This window comes from Psychrobacter sp. NPDC078409 (assembly GCF_050268505.1).
Taxonomy (GTDB): domain Bacteria; phylum Pseudomonadota; class Gammaproteobacteria; order Pseudomonadales; family Moraxellaceae; genus Psychrobacter.
Map to the genome: position 1 here is coordinate 20,873 of NZ_JBNNGW010000002.1, position 16,976 is coordinate 37,848.

At 44.7% G+C, this 16,976-nt stretch carries 12 protein-coding genes; 4 read left to right on the top strand and 8 right to left on the bottom strand.

Translation table 11 applies throughout. From position 1 onward, the window contains the following. Positions 1-198: 198 nt before the first annotated feature. The 4 genes from ACQKC9_RS03250 to ACQKC9_RS03265 are packed head-to-tail and all read right to left on the bottom strand — an operon-like array spanning position 199 to position 4,193. Complete coding sequence (locus ACQKC9_RS03250) at positions 199-1,020, bottom strand: SDR family oxidoreductase (protein WP_427620483.1); 822 nt, start codon at positions 1,018-1,020, stop codon at positions 199-201. A 17-nt stretch (positions 1,021-1,037) separates the two neighbouring features. Then, a complete protein-coding gene (locus ACQKC9_RS03255; RefSeq protein ID WP_427620484.1) occupies positions 1,038-2,000 on the bottom strand; it encodes an SDR family oxidoreductase in 963 nt (320 codons plus the stop codon). Next, a complete protein-coding gene (locus tag ACQKC9_RS03260; protein ID WP_427620485.1) occupies positions 1,993-2,880 on the bottom strand; it encodes a bile acid:sodium symporter family protein in 888 nt (295 codons plus the stop codon). The genes ACQKC9_RS03255 and ACQKC9_RS03260 overlap by 8 nt, the downstream gene beginning before the upstream one ends. Next, entirely contained in the window at positions 2,877-4,193 is a 1,317-nt protein-coding gene (locus tag ACQKC9_RS03265) for a flavin-containing monooxygenase (protein WP_427620486.1), read from the bottom strand. Before ACQKC9_RS03265 ends, ACQKC9_RS03260 begins: the two co-directional genes overlap by 4 nt. Before the next feature lie 386 nt (positions 4,194-4,579). Here ACQKC9_RS03265 and ACQKC9_RS03270 point away from each other — a divergent pair, with 386 nt between their 5' ends. Together ACQKC9_RS03270 and ACQKC9_RS03275 are read left to right on the top strand one after the other, a co-directional pair. Further along, a complete protein-coding gene (locus ACQKC9_RS03270) occupies positions 4,580-6,889 on the top strand; it encodes a TonB-dependent receptor (protein WP_427620487.1) in 2,310 nt (769 codons plus the stop codon). Positions 6,890-6,985: 96 nt separating this feature from the next. Continuing rightward, a complete protein-coding gene (locus ACQKC9_RS03275; protein WP_427620488.1) occupies positions 6,986-8,758 on the top strand; it encodes a multidrug ABC transporter permease/ATP-binding protein in 1,773 nt (590 codons plus the stop codon). Between the two features lie 201 nt (positions 8,759-8,959). On the opposite strand, the gene ACQKC9_RS03280 is transcribed toward ACQKC9_RS03275, so the two are convergent. Then, positions 8,960-10,465, bottom strand: coding sequence for a PepSY-associated TM helix domain-containing protein (locus ACQKC9_RS03280; RefSeq protein ID WP_427620489.1), 1,506 nt, complete (start codon positions 10,463-10,465; stop codon positions 8,960-8,962). Positions 10,466-10,900: 435 nt separating this feature from the next. On the opposite strand from ACQKC9_RS03280, the gene ACQKC9_RS03285 reads away from it, so the two are divergent. Further along, the gene (locus ACQKC9_RS03285; RefSeq protein WP_427620490.1) at positions 10,901-13,081 is read left to right on the top strand and encodes a TonB-dependent siderophore receptor; all 2,181 of its coding nucleotides are present in this window, start codon (positions 10,901-10,903) and stop codon (positions 13,079-13,081) included. Positions 13,082-13,178: 97 nt separating this feature from the next. Then, entirely contained in the window at positions 13,179-13,925 is a 747-nt protein-coding gene (locus tag ACQKC9_RS03290; protein WP_427620491.1) for a siderophore-interacting protein, read from the top strand. A 66-nt stretch (positions 13,926-13,991) separates the two neighbouring features. Here the strand turns inward: ACQKC9_RS03290 and ACQKC9_RS03295 are convergent, their stop codons facing one another. The 3 genes from ACQKC9_RS03295 to phhA all read right to left on the bottom strand — a co-directional run bounded on the left by ACQKC9_RS03295 (position 13,992) and on the right by phhA (position 16,937). Then, on the bottom strand, positions 13,992-15,395 hold the full coding sequence (locus ACQKC9_RS03295) for a Na+/H+ antiporter NhaC family protein (protein ID WP_427620492.1): 1,404 nt from the start codon (positions 15,393-15,395) through the stop codon (positions 13,992-13,994). A 103-nt stretch (positions 15,396-15,498) separates the two neighbouring features. After that, complete coding sequence (locus ACQKC9_RS03300; RefSeq protein ID WP_427620493.1) at positions 15,499-15,840, bottom strand: 4a-hydroxytetrahydrobiopterin dehydratase; 342 nt, start codon at positions 15,838-15,840, stop codon at positions 15,499-15,501. A 149-nt stretch (positions 15,841-15,989) separates the two neighbouring features. Then, positions 15,990-16,937, bottom strand: coding sequence for a phenylalanine 4-monooxygenase (phhA, locus tag ACQKC9_RS03305; RefSeq protein ID WP_427620494.1), 948 nt, complete (start codon positions 16,935-16,937; stop codon positions 15,990-15,992). Between the last annotated feature and the right edge of the window lie 39 nt (positions 16,938-16,976).

Consider the following 16,976-nt stretch of genomic DNA (forward strand, 5'->3'; position numbering starts at 1 on the left):
TAAAACACTATGTTAGATTATTATTTCTAGCATAGTGTTTTCTAATAAAGTACCTTTTAATACAGAGTCTTTTAATACAGAGTCTTTTAATATAGTGGCTTCTAATATAGCGCTCTTCAGCATAGTATTTTCAGCATAACACTATCGATAATTTGCATGAACTACTAGCCTCTCTTCTAGGTTCTCACTTAACGTAGTCTACCGCAACTCGCATTCAAAACGTTTACGCACCTGACGCAAGTATAAAGCTGGCGCAATACGCCACAGCAAACTACCAAAGCGCGAGAGAGGGTCCGGCAATATCCAACGTTTGCGCCGCTGCAAACCTTGATCGATCTGTTCGGCCATCCACTCAGCACTACGCATATTACCGATCATTGAGCGTGGATGCTTTGAGATACTACCATCACGGCCGAGCGCGTGGTTCTCGATAGGTGTATCAAGAAAGCTGGGATAGACCATAAGGATATGTATACCTTCAGATTCTAGTTCCAAGCGCAATACTTCAAAGAACTGGGTCAGCGCACCTTTTGCCGCACAATACGCTGCCCGTCCAGGAACTGGCATCCAGCCAGCCATTGAGCCGATACAGATAATTTGACCTTTAGATTCTCGTAGCATCGGTAACGCAGCCATAGTCAGCTCTACTGCTCCTTGCCAATCTACCGCCATGACTTTGCGGAACACCGCAGGATCAGTCTGATGTGCTGGTGATCGATGGGTAATCCCAGCATTGTTCACCAATAGATCAAGACAGCCAAAGCGCTCGCTAATCTTCTCAATAAGCGCAGCAATATCATTAACTTTAGTGATATCAGTGACGACTGTCATGACTCTATCAGAGTCCTCTAACTCACGAGCGCGGGCGATCAGCGCTTGCTCATCTATATCAGCGAGTACTAAGTGATGTCCAACAGCATACCAGTGCTGTGCCATTGCCCAACCAAGTCCTGATGCAGCGCCAGTGATTAAAGTAACATTTATTGATGACATTGATGGCATTGATGGCATTGATGGCATTAATGATTTTCTCCCTATCAAGGTTTACGCAATCCATTGCGTTCGATGAAGTACTCGAAGGTTTCGGCAGACGTTTTTTCTAAACAATAACCAAACTCTTCTTTGAGTCGCCTATTACTCAGTACTGGGCGATAACGCAAAAAATTAACCTGTTCTGGTCCCGTTGGCTTACCACCCCATTTTGCCACTTGTAAGCCAGCCTTAACCAAACCCACTGGCAGGGTCAATAGCGGTTTATTAAGTCGGTTTGCGATATCCTTCATCGTTAGTGCGCCATCGCCTGCCATGTTGTAGATGCCAGATTTATCCTCACGAATACCTATTTCCATAGCGCTGATCACGTCTTGATCCCAAATAAACACAAAAGGCGACTCACTGCCTTTGAGCGCAAGCACACGCGGCGCCATAAACAGACTGGTAATTTGATTGCGCGTATCAGCGCCTAGTACGGTGCCAGGTCGAAAGATCAGCTGCTGTAATTGTGGCTGCTGCTCGCGAAAATCTGCAAGCATTTCCTCGACCTGCCTTTTGTGATCTGAGTAGGCAAACTCAGGGTTACCGCGTAGTGCATCTTGCTCATCAATCCATTCAGGATTGTCAGCGTGATATCCGTAAGCAGCACCCGAGCTGGTGAGCGTTATATGTGCGACACCTGCTTTGATGCAGCAATCAAGTACGTTACGCGTGCCATTGACATCGATATCATAGTCACGAGCACGATCTTTTGACGCTTGCAAGATAGAAGCGAGATGCACGACATGAGTGATGCCCTCTTCTTTTAGTAGCGTTGCCAAACGCTCATCACGCACGTCTAATACGTGAATTGGAAAGTCTAGGTCATCACGCTTGCGAATATCTGTGCCGACGACATGATAATAATCAGCCAGACGATTGCCCAGTTGATGGCCGATGTAACCTGCTGCACCAGTGATTAATATACGTTTATTCACTATGCTTTTATTTATTACGCTTTTATTCATAGGGTATCCGTGCCCAAATTTGTGAAAGTGTCAGTCCTGACACCAAATGCCATACGCCCCAGAACGCCGTGATCAGCATCATGCCACCTGCCTCTGGGAAAAAAGTAAATAAAATAACCAGTCCTAGCCCTGAGTTTTGTATTCCTACTTCTAAAGTCACCGCGCGCCGATCCGCGACTGGCAACTTGAGCACCAGCCCCATGCCATAACCTAACGAAAGCGCCAATAAATTATGGCCGACGACCAACCAAAAGAAGCTATGAAAACGCTCTAAAAATAGCGCAAAATTGCTAGAAAAAGCGATTGCCACAAAAGCCATCAGCACGAGTAGGGAGAAAATACGTAATGGCTTTTGGATACGTACGACCAGATCAGGTAAGCGTCGCCCTGTTACCATCCCTAGCACTAAAGGTAACGCTAACACTAATAGAACCAGTAACAGAATACTGCTAGGATCCATCGTTATCTTTGTCAGATACTCACGCGTGTGTGGGTTAAGCCAACCGTAAAAGGCAAAATTGACTGGTGTTAATATAGCTGCAGCGAGGCTTGATACCGCAGTCATACTGACTGACACCGCGACATTACCGCGTGCCAGCCAAGTCATAATGTTAGAAAAACTGCCACCTGGGCAAGATGCTACCAAAATCATCCCTAGCGCCAACTCAGGATCGATATTCAACGCCCACGTAAACAGACACGTGGCTAGGGGCAATAGAAAGAATTGGGCAAACAGACCTGCTATCGGCGCAATGGGAGACAAAACGACACGCTTAAAATCTTCGAGACGTAAACTCAATGACACGCCAAACATCATCAGCGCCAAGATGAGATTGAGCAGAATCAAGCTCCGTGGCTCAAACGCCACTGCCGCTATCATACCTCTGATGCCAATACAGGCTGTTCTGTTTCGAGCTCAGCGATATGCTTGGACAGCGTCTCTAAGTATTCATCTTTATTCACGTAATATGCCATACGCGCAAGCTTAATATAATCATAGCCGCCATCGAGTGTTTTGCCTGCTCGCTGACGTTTCACTTTATTAAACTGTTTAACGGCTGCTGTATTTTGCTGACGCTGCTGAATATATAGTGCAACAAGCCTAGCTTGTTGATTTCGACCTTCCCAGCCCAACCCTGCTGCCTCCACCATACCCATCATAAATAAATTATCATGCTCAGGATGAAAGACATTCATATAAAGCTGCGGAGCATCATGATTGGTAGGCCAATTAAGCTGAGCGCGCTCAATAAATGGATAATCAAGCAAGTATCCAGTCGCCATAAGAATCAAATCATAATCATGACTTTCTCCATCACTAAAGGTCACCGTATGACCATCGATGCGGCGAATATCACGGCGCGCCTTAATATCGCCATGACCCAAATGATGTAATACCAATGAATTGACCACAGGATGTGATTCATACATCCGATAGTTTGGGTTTGGCAATCCATAATCAGAAGGTTTTCCGATGACCATACGTATCATCGCTGCATCCATGCGCTGCTTAACTGGACGCGGTAACTTTATTTTTCCGCCTAGTGTGTCAATCGGCTGACCCTTGATAAATTTGGGCAGAAAGTAATAGCCGCGGCGCAGACTGATATCTACTGATTTGGCATGATGCACCGCGTCAACGGCGATATCAGCGCCCGAGTTACCACAGCCAACGATCAATACACGTTTGTCATTAAACACTGACGGGCTACGATATTCAGAAGAATGCATCAACGTGCCTGCAAACGTACCCGGCAAGCTTGGGATATTGGGAGTATGCAAAGTGCCATTTGCCATGAGCACACCATTAAACAGTCGCGATTGTTTTTGACCATTACACTCGCTGACAAGACGCCAGCCATCCCCTTCAGGCACCATGCTGACCACGCGCGTGGAGAATTCGTAAGATGATTTTAGATTGAACGTATCTGAAAAGTCGCGGAAGTACTGACGGAGCTGGGTATGATGAGGATACGCCGCGACTGAGTCACTCATAGGAAACTCTTTGAACTCCGTCATACGCTTGGACGAAATCAAATGGGCACTTTCATACATGGTGCTGTGCGGATTGTCGATATCCCATAGGCCCCCTACATCTGTATGTAGCTCAAAGCCGACAAAAGGAATATTGAGTTTTTGCAAATTTCGGGCTGCAGCGAGACCCATTGGACCTGCTCCAATTACTGCGTACATAAGCGCCACCTTAAAAATCCATTTCAATTATATAAATCAGTCAATTCCATTTGACTGCATCTCTGGTGGGCGATACCAGCGTACTCCATGCCCGTGATAAAACAATAGCATACATTGATACATGAACTGGCTCAAATGAATAAATTGTCCATACAGACTATTTATAATAGGTAAACCCATCCTCTGCTTTATACTTCTTGTTTACTCATCCTAAAGAGCCCAAATGTAGCAGCACTGCCCTATTTATAGATGATGCTATTAGCACCTTATCAAGCGACAGCCATACTTTACTCAAACCTAGTATATTTAAAATTGACTCAGTAATTCATTGTAATAGAAATGATTATCATTATAATAACGATTTAAATTACATGCTGGAAATATTCATGCAACTGTCTCGCTTATCTGCTGCTTTGTTTCGTCTTAACTCTCTGAATGTGTCTGGCACTTCTCTACGATTAGCGTCCATACCTTCACGCCTAGTATCGACGAAATCGCTACCTCTAAAATCACTATGTTCAGTCATCATACTAACCACAAGTCACTCGGCATGGGCGCTAGTAGATGATGCAGATACTCAAACCACCCCTAATGTAGTACTGGACACTATCGTCGTGACCAGTAGTGCTGATGCGTCAGCAGATGGGCTACCTAGCGCATATGAAGGTGGACAAGTGGCGACAGGCAGCCGCGTCGGACTCTTGGGCAACCAAGACATCATGGACACGCCGTTCTCTACCACCTCATACACCAATGAATATATCACCAATCAACAAGCACATAGTGTGGGCGATCTACTCAAAAAAGATCCTACTGTTCGTGTGGCAAGAGGTTTTGGTAACTTTCAAGAAGCGTATTTTATGCGTGGATTTGTGACCACCTCAGACGATACGATGTTCAATGGTCTATACGGCATACTACCTAGACAATATATCGCAACTGAATTGTTTGAGCGTGTCGAAGTACAGCGCGGTGCCTCAGCGATGCTAAATGGCGCGGCACCGAGTGGTGGTAACTCAGGCGGTACTATCAACCTGTTACCCAAACGAGCGGACAATGAGCCGCTACGTCAGCTAACGCTTGGTTATGGTCAAGGCGACCAAGGTAAGGTCGCAGTAGATGTCAGTGATCGCTTCGGTAGCGATGATGCTATTGGTGTTCGTTTTAATGCAGCTTATCAAGATGGTGACAGCGCTATCGACGATGAGTCATCGACTTTGGGTCTGGCTGCACTTGGTTTAGACTATAGAGGGGATCAGTATCGTCTATCAGCCGATTTGGGCTGGCAAGACAATAAACTATCAGAGACTCGTCCTAGTGTGACGCTTGCTGGTGTCTCTCATGTACCAAAAGCACCAGACGGCTCAAAAAATTGGGCACAGCCTTGGAGTTATTCAAACGAAGAGGATGTCTTTGGTACGATTCGCGGAGAATATGATTTTAATGACAGCATTACCGGTTATGGCGCCTACGGTATCAGACATGGTGATGAAGACAACTCGTTAGCCAACCTCACAGTATCTGACACAGATGGCACTGGCTCAACCTACCGCTTTGATAACGTTCGAGAAGATAAAGTCCAGAGTGCTGAGCTTGGTCTGCGTGGTCAATGGCAAACAGGTAAGATTGATCACAACTGGGTACTAGCCGCCGATCTTTATGATCAAGAGGAAAAAGGCGCTTACGCTTTTGACTTTGGTAACCAACTCGCGACCAATTTGTACCGCCCGACAGATTATGACAATGCGTGGTCAGATACCGCTTTCTTTGGCGGACGTTTTGATGATCCTAAGCGAACGAGTGAAACTCAATTACAGAGTTTTGCGTTTGCAGACACGTTCTCACTGTTCAACGATAAGCTAAAAACTACGGTAGGCGTACGTCATCAAAATATCAAAACAACCAGCTATGACTACAATACCCAAGCCAAAACAGCTAGCTATGATGAAAGCGCATGGACACCAAGCGTCGGTATCGTTTATCAGCCAACGATGGACTGGTCTGTATATGGCAACTATATTGAAAGTCTTGCCAAAGGAGCCGCTGCACCATTGGTTGATAATTCTGGCAATGCCATAACCAATGCAGGACAAAACCTAGACCCCTATGTAAGCAAACAAACTGAGCTGGGTGTGAAATACGACAATGGTGTGATCGGTAGCAGTTTTGCCATATTCCATACTGATGAGCCACGAGCTTATATCGATGACAATAACACCTTTACCGCAACTGGCGAGAACCGTCATCAAGGTGCTGAGCTGACTGTCTTTGGTAGTCCAAGCGAAAACATGCGCCTCAATGCTGGTGTTACCTATTTAAGTGCTAAGCAAAAAGATACGGGCGATAGTGCATTAGATGGCAACAGCGTTATTGGCCTGCCCACATTACAGAGTAACGTCAACCTAGAGTATGATTTGGCCGCCGTTGAAGGATTAACTTTAACGGGCGATATCATCCATACAGGTGCGCGTTATGCCGATGCCGCCAATACCTTAAAAGTTGATGGCTATACTACCCTAGATTTAGGTGCTCGCTATCGTACTATGCTAGCAGGACAAGACGTTACTCTAAAAGGTATGGTGACCAATGTCACAGGTGAAGACTACTGGCAGTCTGTAGGTGGATTACCAGGCTATGGCTATCTAAATGCAGGTGAACCAACGGCCTTAAAAGTATCGGCAACGTTCGATTTTTAAGCTTTATTAGTAGGCTTTATTAGCTTCCATAAAAGGGATTAGGCGCGACCTACTCCCTTTTCTGCTATCAAAAATTTATTTTATTACTGAGTTACTATGTCTTCTCGTACCACAGCGTCTTCTCGTACGACCGCTTCTTTATATCATATGATTTGGGCGAATTATCGTCTGCCTTTTCTCAAAGTCATTCTGCTAAATCTGGTCAATGCTGCTGTCAGTGTGGGTATTATTGCCTATATCAATCATACTTTTATTAGTCAGCCAGTATTTGACACTTTATCTTGGCTCAGTTTGGGGCGGTTTTCACTGCTGGTACTATTACTGCTGGTGACGACATTTTTGTCGCAATATGCATTGACGCGATTGGGACATCGATTTGTCTATGAGCTTAGAACCAAATTGGTCAAACAAATCATCGATACTACCGTTCCTCAGATAGACCATTTGGGTAGCGCACGCTTACTTGCCAGCTTATCCTCAGACATTCAATCGATTACCGTTGCTTTTGTCCGTATGCCAGAGCTGGTACAAGGTATTATTTTGTCTGTTGGCGTTGGGCTATATCTAGGTTGGTTGTCGTTGCCATTGTTATTCATTGTGATGTTTTGGATTGTAATGACGATTTGGATAAGTACTATATTGGTCAAGCATGTCTATACGCATTTGACCGAATTGAGAGAGATTAATGACGCGTTATATCAGGATTATCAATCGATAATAGAAGGTCGTAAAGAGCTAGCACTTAACCAACACCGAGCAGAAAAACTGTATACAGATGACTTCTTGGCTCATGCTAAATCGTATGAAAAGACCGTAACCAAATCTGATACTTTTCATTTATCAGCAGTGAACTGGTCCAATATTATGATGTTCGCATCGATTGGCATCGTGTTTGCAGTGGCAAATTATCTTGATATACCGATGGGAGTTGCCACTACTTTTTCTTTGACGATTTTGTTTATGCAGTCGCCACTCCTACATGCGGTTGGCGCTTACCCAACATTGCAGACCGCTCAAGTTGCGCTAGAAAAGATAAAGTCTTTAGAATTGGCCGAGCATCAGCCAAGCTTTGCGACAGATACTGTCGCCCAGAACTGGCAGTCCATAACTCTAAACAATATCAATTATCGCTATGTAGGCAATAGTAGTCATAGTAGTAATGCACCAGACACAGGGGTTAATGATAATGCCCAAAATAGCGATAACAGTGATAACAATCAAAACCCTACCAATAACATCTTAAAGTCCGTCAATTTAACCTTGCAACGAGGTGACGTGGTTTTCTTAATCGGTGCGAATGGTAGCGGCAAATCTACCCTTGCCAAAATCATTACTGGTATCTTTACCCCCACTACAGGGACGGTACAAGTCGATGGACAGAGCGTTAATTCAGAGAACAATGCCGATTTTAGACAGCTGTTTTCTGCGATTTTTAGCGACCAGCATCTATTTAAGCAACTGATTGGATATGAAGGCAATGAACCTGATGCGGCCCTAGTGTCTGACTGGCTGCATAAGCTCAATCTACAAGAAAAAGTTAGCGTATCTGACCATAAACTCTCTACAGATAAGCTGTCGCAAGGTCAGAGAAAACGCTTGGCTATGCTAATCGCCGTCGCCGAACAAAAGGACATATTACTGCTCGATGAGTGGGCAGCCGACCAAGACCCTGCTTTTCGTCGCGTATTTTATCAGACGCTCATCCCTGAGCTAAAAGCCATGGGTAAGACACTGTTTATTATTAGTCATGATGACAGTTATTTTGAGCATGCTGATCGATTATTACTGATGAAAGAAGGCCGTCTCATTGAGCTAAATGCCGAAGAGCGACAGCGTGCCAGCAAAGATGCCATTGCTATGCTTAAGTAAGCAATGCTTTAACTACTAGCATGGACCGAGCTATTTCAAGCCCATAAAACGTTTGATCAACTTTAAGCTAAGTAGCAGTTAATCTGAGCAGTTTTCGAAATAATCCGTTCTTAAAATCAGCAATTTTTAAGCAAAAAAAGGAGCGCCTTACTATAAGACGCTCCTTTACTATATTGAGAACAACGATATCTTACCGTTCGCTTATTTTAACCATTTCTGCAAAAACCCAACTCGAGAAATCACCAAGAAGTCTAATAGCGCGATAGCTATAATCGCGATAATAGCAGTCGGGAATATGATAGCCACCACTAACAAGGGAATAGCAAGTGGCCACCAGACGGAAACATCTGAGCCGCGAGCTGGTGGGTTTAATCCCACGCTATCGTTTGCATGACGAGGGCGACGCTGCCACCACATGATATAGCCACTGACACAAATAGCGATTACTGCTAGGCAAAATAGTACATTAGCCAGTACGCTCCACCATCCGAGCGTGCCCATATGCAGCGCGATACCAGCCGCCATAAACTTACCAAACGCATTATAGTCATCAAAATGAATATCAGCTAAGACATTACCCGAATAACGGTCGATATGTACCGTACGATCTGCTGTCGGACTTTTCATATCATAGCTCATTGAATCTTGGCTAATGGTCCAAACGCCTGTACTACCTTGTGGCAAGTTCAATTGATAACGCCCTTCAAAGCCGATTTCACGAGCGTAGCGATCCACCGTATCAATCATAATGGGTATGTTGGCGGCGATACCATCTTTACCCATAGTCGTGCCTGACACAGGCATTGGTGTCAACTCAAGTACCCAAGGAACTTCTTTGTTGTCGTCAGAGTTTAGAGCACTGCCATGCGTGGGCGCTTTAGTATGTGATTCAGACGCTGCCGCACCATGTACATGCGGCGCTGATGTAGACTCTTGCATCGTAGCGTGTTGACTGTGATCAATCGATACGGGAACAGGTGCAACGCCCCACTTACCCGCAGGAAACTGGCTCCATGCTTGCACCACTCTCTCACCCCACACACCTGCCCATGCCATACCTGATATACAGAAAAACAGTAGCAGCACAGATATCCAACTACCCAATGTCGCATGAATCGTACGGATAAAAGAGCGTTTTTTCTTATTGGCTGCCCTTTCACTAGGTATCAACATAGCTTTGACTGATTTACGTTTTTGCCACCACAGATACCAACCAGACAAAATCATCAAAATAGTCAATGATGCCGCCGTTTCTAACAAATAATCACCAACTTTACCAATCAGCAAGTCACTGTGGATATCATTAAACGTACTATAAAGACCGCTACTGTTAGGCACACTTTGGACGATATCAGCCGTATATGGGTTGACTGCCACCATATTGCTTTGGTCGTCTGATTTTATCTGAAATAAAGCCACTGTATCGGTATCACGAGGGGCGATATATTTAATCAGTGTGCTATCAGGCAAGGTGCTCAGCGCGTTTTTTGCTTGAGTAGAAACAGGTGATTGAACTGTAGACTCTGGCACGATAACCGTTAAGCGGTCGTTATCACGTCCTGCTGTGTTAGACATAAACAGCATACCGAGCGCCGTTATCGCCAAAACAACTAAAAAGGGAGCAACAAAAATACCTGCATAGAAATGCCAACGCCACACTGTGAAATAGCGTTGGTTGTTGGTGGATTGGTTGGAGGGTGTGTCCATAAATGTGACCTTAAACAATCTTTGGTTGCTCAATAAACAACGTAAACCTATCGATAATAATGGTATACCTGCTTGCAAGACTAATCTTAAAAGGTCTCGCAAAGAACTAGGATAACGCCGATACAGCGATGCAAAAACTCTACTGTAAATAATTGTATTCAGAATGCTGCTGCATAATACGAGAAAAGTCTGGTAAAAACCATCGTTTAAAATACATCGTTCAAAACAGTAAGTCTGCATGACTCTATTCGTAATACTGCTTCATTTGCAACACTGCGTCTCTACCTTTTTAAGTTCTGAAAATACTTCTCAAAACTGTCTCGTTGTAATTTTTTAATGATAATAATTATCATTAGTGTTATTATTAGCGTCGTTGCAAATTTGCTTTAACTGTCACAAATAATATTCAATCATTTTAGTGCAAGAGGAAATCTGATGCGGTCTCATCTAACCAATAACGTCATTCGCAAAAAATATCTCACCACAGCAGTACAAGTTGGCCTGATCATGGGTATGAGCCACGCCGCTTACGCTGTAGAGACGACAAACAATACTGAAAATGATGAGGCTGCTACACCCTCAGCCACCTTAGATGCTATTACCGTTTACTCAGATGGCTATCGTAGTACTGGCACCAAAACTGCATTGGATCCAAACGATGCGCCAATGAGTTATACCAGAATCGATCAAGACCTGTTGCAAAAGCGTCAGGCAGATAGCGTCAATGCTGCCCTACGTTATGAACCAGGCGTAAGCTCTGAGAGCCGCGGTACGGTATCTGTCTTTGATGAGTACAATATCCGCGGGTTTAAAACCTACTCAAACTTTTATGACGGACTAAGACTTCCCTACGATGGCGCTTGGAACCTAATGCCACAAGTCGATGTCTATGCGACTGAAGCGGTAGAAGTCGTGAAAGGTCCTGCATCTTCCCTCTATGGCTATGCAGCACCCGGCGGTATGGTGAACCAAATAGCCAAAGCCCCTAAGAGCACTCAAGAGAACGAAGTACAGCTACGACTTGGCAATCAAAACCTAAAAGAAGTGGCCGTCGATAGCACGGGCCCTATTACAGACACCTTGAACTACCGCTTAGTCGCGCTAAAACGTCAAAAAGATGGACAAATGCAAACCACAGAAGAAGAGCGATTGCTGATTAATCCGTCGCTTGAATGGCAGGCAACTGATGATGTCTCAGTACTTGCCAATCTGTTTTATCAAGATGATCCAGAGATGGTACCATCTACCCCATTGCCTGCTGTCGGCACCATCTACAAGGCAAGCTACGGCAAGCTCGACAGTGATGCCTATGCAGGCGATAAATGGAATAAGTTTAGTAAAGAAGTATTTATGCCAAGTGTCACCGTAAACTGGGATATCAATGACCAGTTAACTTTTAAACATATCATGCGCTATACTGATGCCGAGGCGCAGCAACGCAATATGTATAACAGTGGAGGGTTTGTAGAGGGCAGTGACACGATTCTCAATCGCGTGGCTTATACCACGGATGAGAGCATGAATAACTGGACCACGGACAACCAACTGGCCTATAAATTCAATACAGCTAACACCTCACACAATCTACTGTTCGGTGTTGAGTATCAAGAGACAGATAGCAATGCGACTTACTATGATGCTGGGGCAGATGGCACGCCAAATCTTGATTTATCTAGTCCAGATTATTCACAAATCAATGCTGACACTCTGCCATTAGATGCTTATCGTCAAGAGGAAGATATCGAACAAAGCCAGCTTGGTTTTTATGTACAAGATGAGATGAAGTGGAAAGACTTAACACTAGTGGCAGGCTTACGTCACGATAATTTTGACAGTATCACTGAGCAAACCAAAGCCACTGAAGGCGTCATCTATAGCGACAAAACAATTGACAATGATGCCTCAGAAACCAGTGGTCGTTTTGCTGCCATTTATGACTTTGGTAATGGTTTCTCCCCTTATGCCAGCTACTCGCAGTCGTTCCAGCCAGTGGTCGGTAGTAACTTTATTACCAATGAACCATTTAAGCCAACCACTGCCGATCAGTTAGAAGCTGGGGTGAAGTACTTGTCAAAAGATCGTGCGACTCAAGGAACGTTTGCCGTATTTGATATCACCCAAAAAAACGTCGTAGTAGCGGATGAAATCAACTACAGAAGCCAAACGCAAACTGGTGAAATTGAATCAAAAGGCTTTGAGATATCAGGCAGTCGTATGCTCAATGACTGGGTAGATCTCGCGGCAAGCTATAGCTATACCGATGCTGAGATCACAGAAGATGAGTTCAACCCTGATGTAGTCGGCAATACCCCTGCTCAAACTGCCAAACATAAAGCCACGCTATGGGCAGACTACTATGCTACGGACAAACTCACTCTCAATGCTGGCATTCGTTACGAAGACGGTATGGAGATTGACAAGCAAAACTCTGATGACTTACCCAGTGTGACCCTGGTAGATGTCGGCGGCAGCTATCAGATAAACCCTATGCTGGCTGTGGGTGCTAGTATCAACAATCTGTTTGATAAGACCTATGTCGGTGCTTGTTACGACATCAATAACTGCTGGATGGGACCTGAACGTCAAATGTCAGTCAGCCTAAAAGCCAATTTTTAATAAATACTACAGACAGCGGGTTGGTTCTATTAGTAAGCTAACCCCTAACTCCCTAACCCGCTAACCCGCTAACCCGCTGTTAGAAGGAAAGCACAATATGGCAAAACCTACTCCAAGAGTACTAGAAGTTATTGGCACTAGATACATTACGCCAAATATGTGCCGTGTCACGCTTGGCGGTGCTGGCATGGTTGATTTTCCTATCGATCAAGAAAGTGCTTATATCAAACTGATATTCCCTCAAGATGCAGGTAGCCGCCCACTGATGCGCACTTATACGGTGAGCGTGCAACGTGATGACGCAATAGATGTTGATTTTGCTTTACATGAGACGGAGGGACCTGCATCGGCATGGGCACGAAATGCTCAAGCCGGTGATCAAATTCTAATAGGTGGTCCAGGGCCAAAGAAACTCATTAACAATGAAGCAGATTGGTTTTTATTAGTCGGTGATATGACCGCGCTACCAGCGATTACGGTCAACTTAGCCCAGTTGCCTACTGAAGCTCGTGGTTACGCAGTACTTGAGGTGACGACTGAAGCAGACCGTCAGACGCTCAAAAAACCAGAGAACGTCGAGATACATTGGGTGATTAATGCGCATCCAAATGCAGATGATAGTCCTTTACTGGACTGTGTTAAATCATTGAACTGGCTTGATGGCCAACCTGCTGTATGGGCTGCGTGTGAGTTCCATAGTATGCGTGCATTGCGCCAGTACTTCAAAGTTGAGCGCGCGATACCAAAGACACATTTATATGTTTCTAGCTACTGGAAAGTCGATAGCACAGAGGATCAGCATAAAATCGTCAAAAGTCAGGATGCGCAAACGGAAGATCAGTAAATACGCATTTCGAAAAAAAAGGAGGGGCTAAGATTAGCCCCTCCTTTTTTTATCAATCATTATCTATCATGCTTCGACCACCTTCTCCTCTTTCGCTCTACTAATCGTCAGCCCCGTAAACCCGAATAGCAGCGTCAATAGCAATGATAAATAACAGAAGAATGCATAAGGTAGATAATCTAATACTGGCACCCCTAACGCCTGACTGATAAACACCCCGCACACACTCCAAGGTACCAGCGGATTAATCACCGTTCCTGCATCCTCAATCGTCCGCGACAAATTCTTAGGATGTAAGTGTAAACGCTCAAACGTCGACCGGAATGCCGTACCTGATAATAGAATACTCAAATACTGCTCACCGATCAGCACGTTAATGCTTAGTGCCGACATCGCTGCGGCAAAGATAGCTCGGCCTGATGTCGTCAACGTGTCTTTAATACCAGATAGCAGTGCTGGTAGAATCCCTAATGCCGTTAGTAACCCACCTAAGCTTAGGGCTAGTATCACAATCGCTTGAGTAAAGAACATACTCTGTACACCGCCACGCGACAGCATACCACCCACTTCCCCCAGCTCTAATGACTCAGCAGGAGCATAGCCTGCAAACAGATAACCACCCAATTGACCAAAGCTTGGTGAGCTGTGTACATAAGTAATGATCAGTGCCACAGCAATAGTACAGATAATCGTATAGATCGCATTGACCCGAAACAGTGCTAACCCAACCAATACCACAAAGGGTAATACCGAATACCCATGTACCAGACCACTGTCTATCAGTTGTCCTTGCAATATGATTACTTGACTCAGATCAGCACTGGTCGTCTGTCCTGAGAACATCCAAAACAATATCACCGTCAGTATCCAAGCAGGTACTGTCGTATACATCATATTGCGAATGTGCTCAAACAGATCAATACCAACGACAGAGGAGGCAATAGTACAGGTATCAGATAATGGCGACATCTTATCACCAAAGAACGCCCCTGATACTACCGCTCCCGCCGCTATCGCCACATTGGCATCAAAGGCATTACTCATACCAATAAAGGCCACACCAAGTGTTGCAGCGGTGGTTAAACTACTGCCTAGAGCAATACCAATAATAGAGGTCAAGATAAAGGCAGAAATATAATAGTACTCAGGTGAGATCAGCTGAAAGCCTACATACATCAGTGTAGGAATCGCCCCTGACATCATCAGAGCCGCCACCATAAGACCGATAAAGAAGAACAGGTAGATGGCACCGATACCGCGCATGACACCTGAGGCCATTTGTGCTTGCATGTCATCAAAGCTAAGTCCTTTGTACATACCGATAGCCAGTAGTACACAGATGGCCAAGATAAGAGACAGGTGCGGTACCCAGCCAAAGCCGATCATGGTGATGCCCATGATACCGATGACGATGGCGGATATGATAAAGGCGAGCTTGGCACTGATTAATGTAAGCGGTTTTGGTGGCATGACACATCCTTAAAATGCCAGTAAATACTGGCACTAAATTGGGTTTGATTTTAATTTTAATGGTAGAAGTATGGTTAAAGTGATTTGCTAGTGAAGCAACTTATTACTTACCCAGTAAGTCATCGGTCTTAGCTGCCATGACAAAATCATTGCGATGCAAACCCTTGATACTATGCGACCACCAAGTGACCGTAGCCTTACCCCACTCTACCAATATCCCCGGATGATGCCCTTCTGCTTCAGCGATGTCTGCCAGTTGATTGGCAAATGCCATTGCTGAGACGAAATTTTTAAATTTATACTGACGCTGCAATTGCTGAATGCCATCTATTTCGATCAATGACCAATCAGGAATTTGCGGTAATAGTTCTCGTGCTTCGGCTTCATCAACTTTCGGTGCGCCAATGCGGCAAGCTTCGCAGCTGTTTTGTGATAGTGCTGTCATGATAAAATCCTTTTATAGTGGCTGTTTCTAATGGTTGTTTTGATAGCTATTTTCTAATACTCGTACATCGATGTTGATATAGCTGTATTGCTATCTCAATACTTCGTACTGAAGTGATAGTTTTCATGTTTAATTTTAAATTGACGTTTTTAACGAGTTTTTTCTGGATAGGTCGGCTCAAATAGTCCAAGCGACATAGCTTTTTTGACCGCACCCATAATGTCACTATTGACGATATCAAATAAGGTATCTAATTCATCAATGACATAGTAGATCGGCTGTATCTGATCGATACGATAAGGTGTACGCAACACATCGAGCAAATCAAACGCTCGGTGCTCAGGTTGAGACTGAGGTTGAGATTGCGGCTTGTTTTGAGCGATTGAAAGCTCTTGCGGCATCCGATCAAGTGCATAAACCGTTTCAGAAGGTGAGCTCAATATACCGCCGCCATAGATTCTACGATTTTCCACGCGACTGCCGACCAATCCAAACTCAATGGTAAACCAATACAGTCGTGCTAAAAACCAGCGCTCCTCTTTCGTTGCGCTAAGACCAAGCTTACCATACGTTTCATTGAAAGCTGCAAACGCAGGATGGGTCAACAGCGGACAATGCCCAACGATTTCATGGAAAATATCAGGCTCTTCAATATAGTCCATATCATCGAATCGACGAATAAACGTCGCTACAGGAAAGGACTTATTGGCCAGTAATTTGAAAAATTTACCAAAGCTGATTAATGCAGGCACAGCGGCGGTCTGCCAACCTGTGGTCGCTTGCAATACCTCATCGATATCATGTAACTGCGGGATATGCGTCGTCGGTAAACTTAACTTAGTCAAACCCTCTAGATATGCAGTACACGCACGATTGGGCGTTTGTTCCGCTTGACGTGCCAGCAGCGCTTGCCACATCGCATGCTCATCATCACTATAGTGAATATGACCATAACTATCTGGCTGGTGTGAGATATAGGGCTGTTTTTTATTTGTCGCGTTAGAATGACTGGACGCATCGTTGCTTTGCTTATTAGTCGCAACGCTATTGGTACCGATGGCAGTATTAAGAGAATCTATCTGTGATAGGCGTTCCATGCCTGTATTCCTTTTATCGCAATGAGAGCATTACCTTTG

Coding starts and splice junctions, on each gene's coding strand:
- ACQKC9_RS03250 (WP_427620483.1), bottom strand. CDS start 1,020: ATGCCATCAATGCCATCAATGCCATCAATGTCATCAATAAATGTTACT.
- ACQKC9_RS03255 (WP_427620484.1), bottom strand. CDS start 2,000: ATGAATAAAAGCGTAATAAATAAAAGCATAGTGAATAAACGTATATTA.
- ACQKC9_RS03260 (WP_427620485.1), bottom strand. CDS start 2,880: ATGATAGCGGCAGTGGCGTTTGAGCCACGGAGCTTGATTCTGCTCAAT.
- ACQKC9_RS03265 (WP_427620486.1), bottom strand. CDS start 4,193: ATGTACGCAGTAATTGGAGCAGGTCCAATGGGTCTCGCTGCAGCCCGA.
- ACQKC9_RS03270 (WP_427620487.1), top strand. CDS start 4,580: ATGCAACTGTCTCGCTTATCTGCTGCTTTGTTTCGTCTTAACTCTCTG.
- ACQKC9_RS03275 (WP_427620488.1), top strand. CDS start 6,986: ATGTCTTCTCGTACCACAGCGTCTTCTCGTACGACCGCTTCTTTATAT.
- ACQKC9_RS03280 (WP_427620489.1), bottom strand. CDS start 10,465: ATGGACACACCCTCCAACCAATCCACCAACAACCAACGCTATTTCACA.
- ACQKC9_RS03285 (WP_427620490.1), top strand. CDS start 10,901: ATGCGGTCTCATCTAACCAATAACGTCATTCGCAAAAAATATCTCACC.
- ACQKC9_RS03290 (WP_427620491.1), top strand. CDS start 13,179: ATGGCAAAACCTACTCCAAGAGTACTAGAAGTTATTGGCACTAGATAC.
- ACQKC9_RS03295 (WP_427620492.1), bottom strand. CDS start 15,395: ATGCCACCAAAACCGCTTACATTAATCAGTGCCAAGCTCGCCTTTATC.
- ACQKC9_RS03300 (WP_427620493.1), bottom strand. CDS start 15,840: ATGACAGCACTATCACAAAACAGCTGCGAAGCTTGCCGCATTGGCGCA.
- phhA (WP_427620494.1), bottom strand. CDS start 16,937: ATGGAACGCCTATCACAGATAGATTCTCTTAATACTGCCATCGGTACC.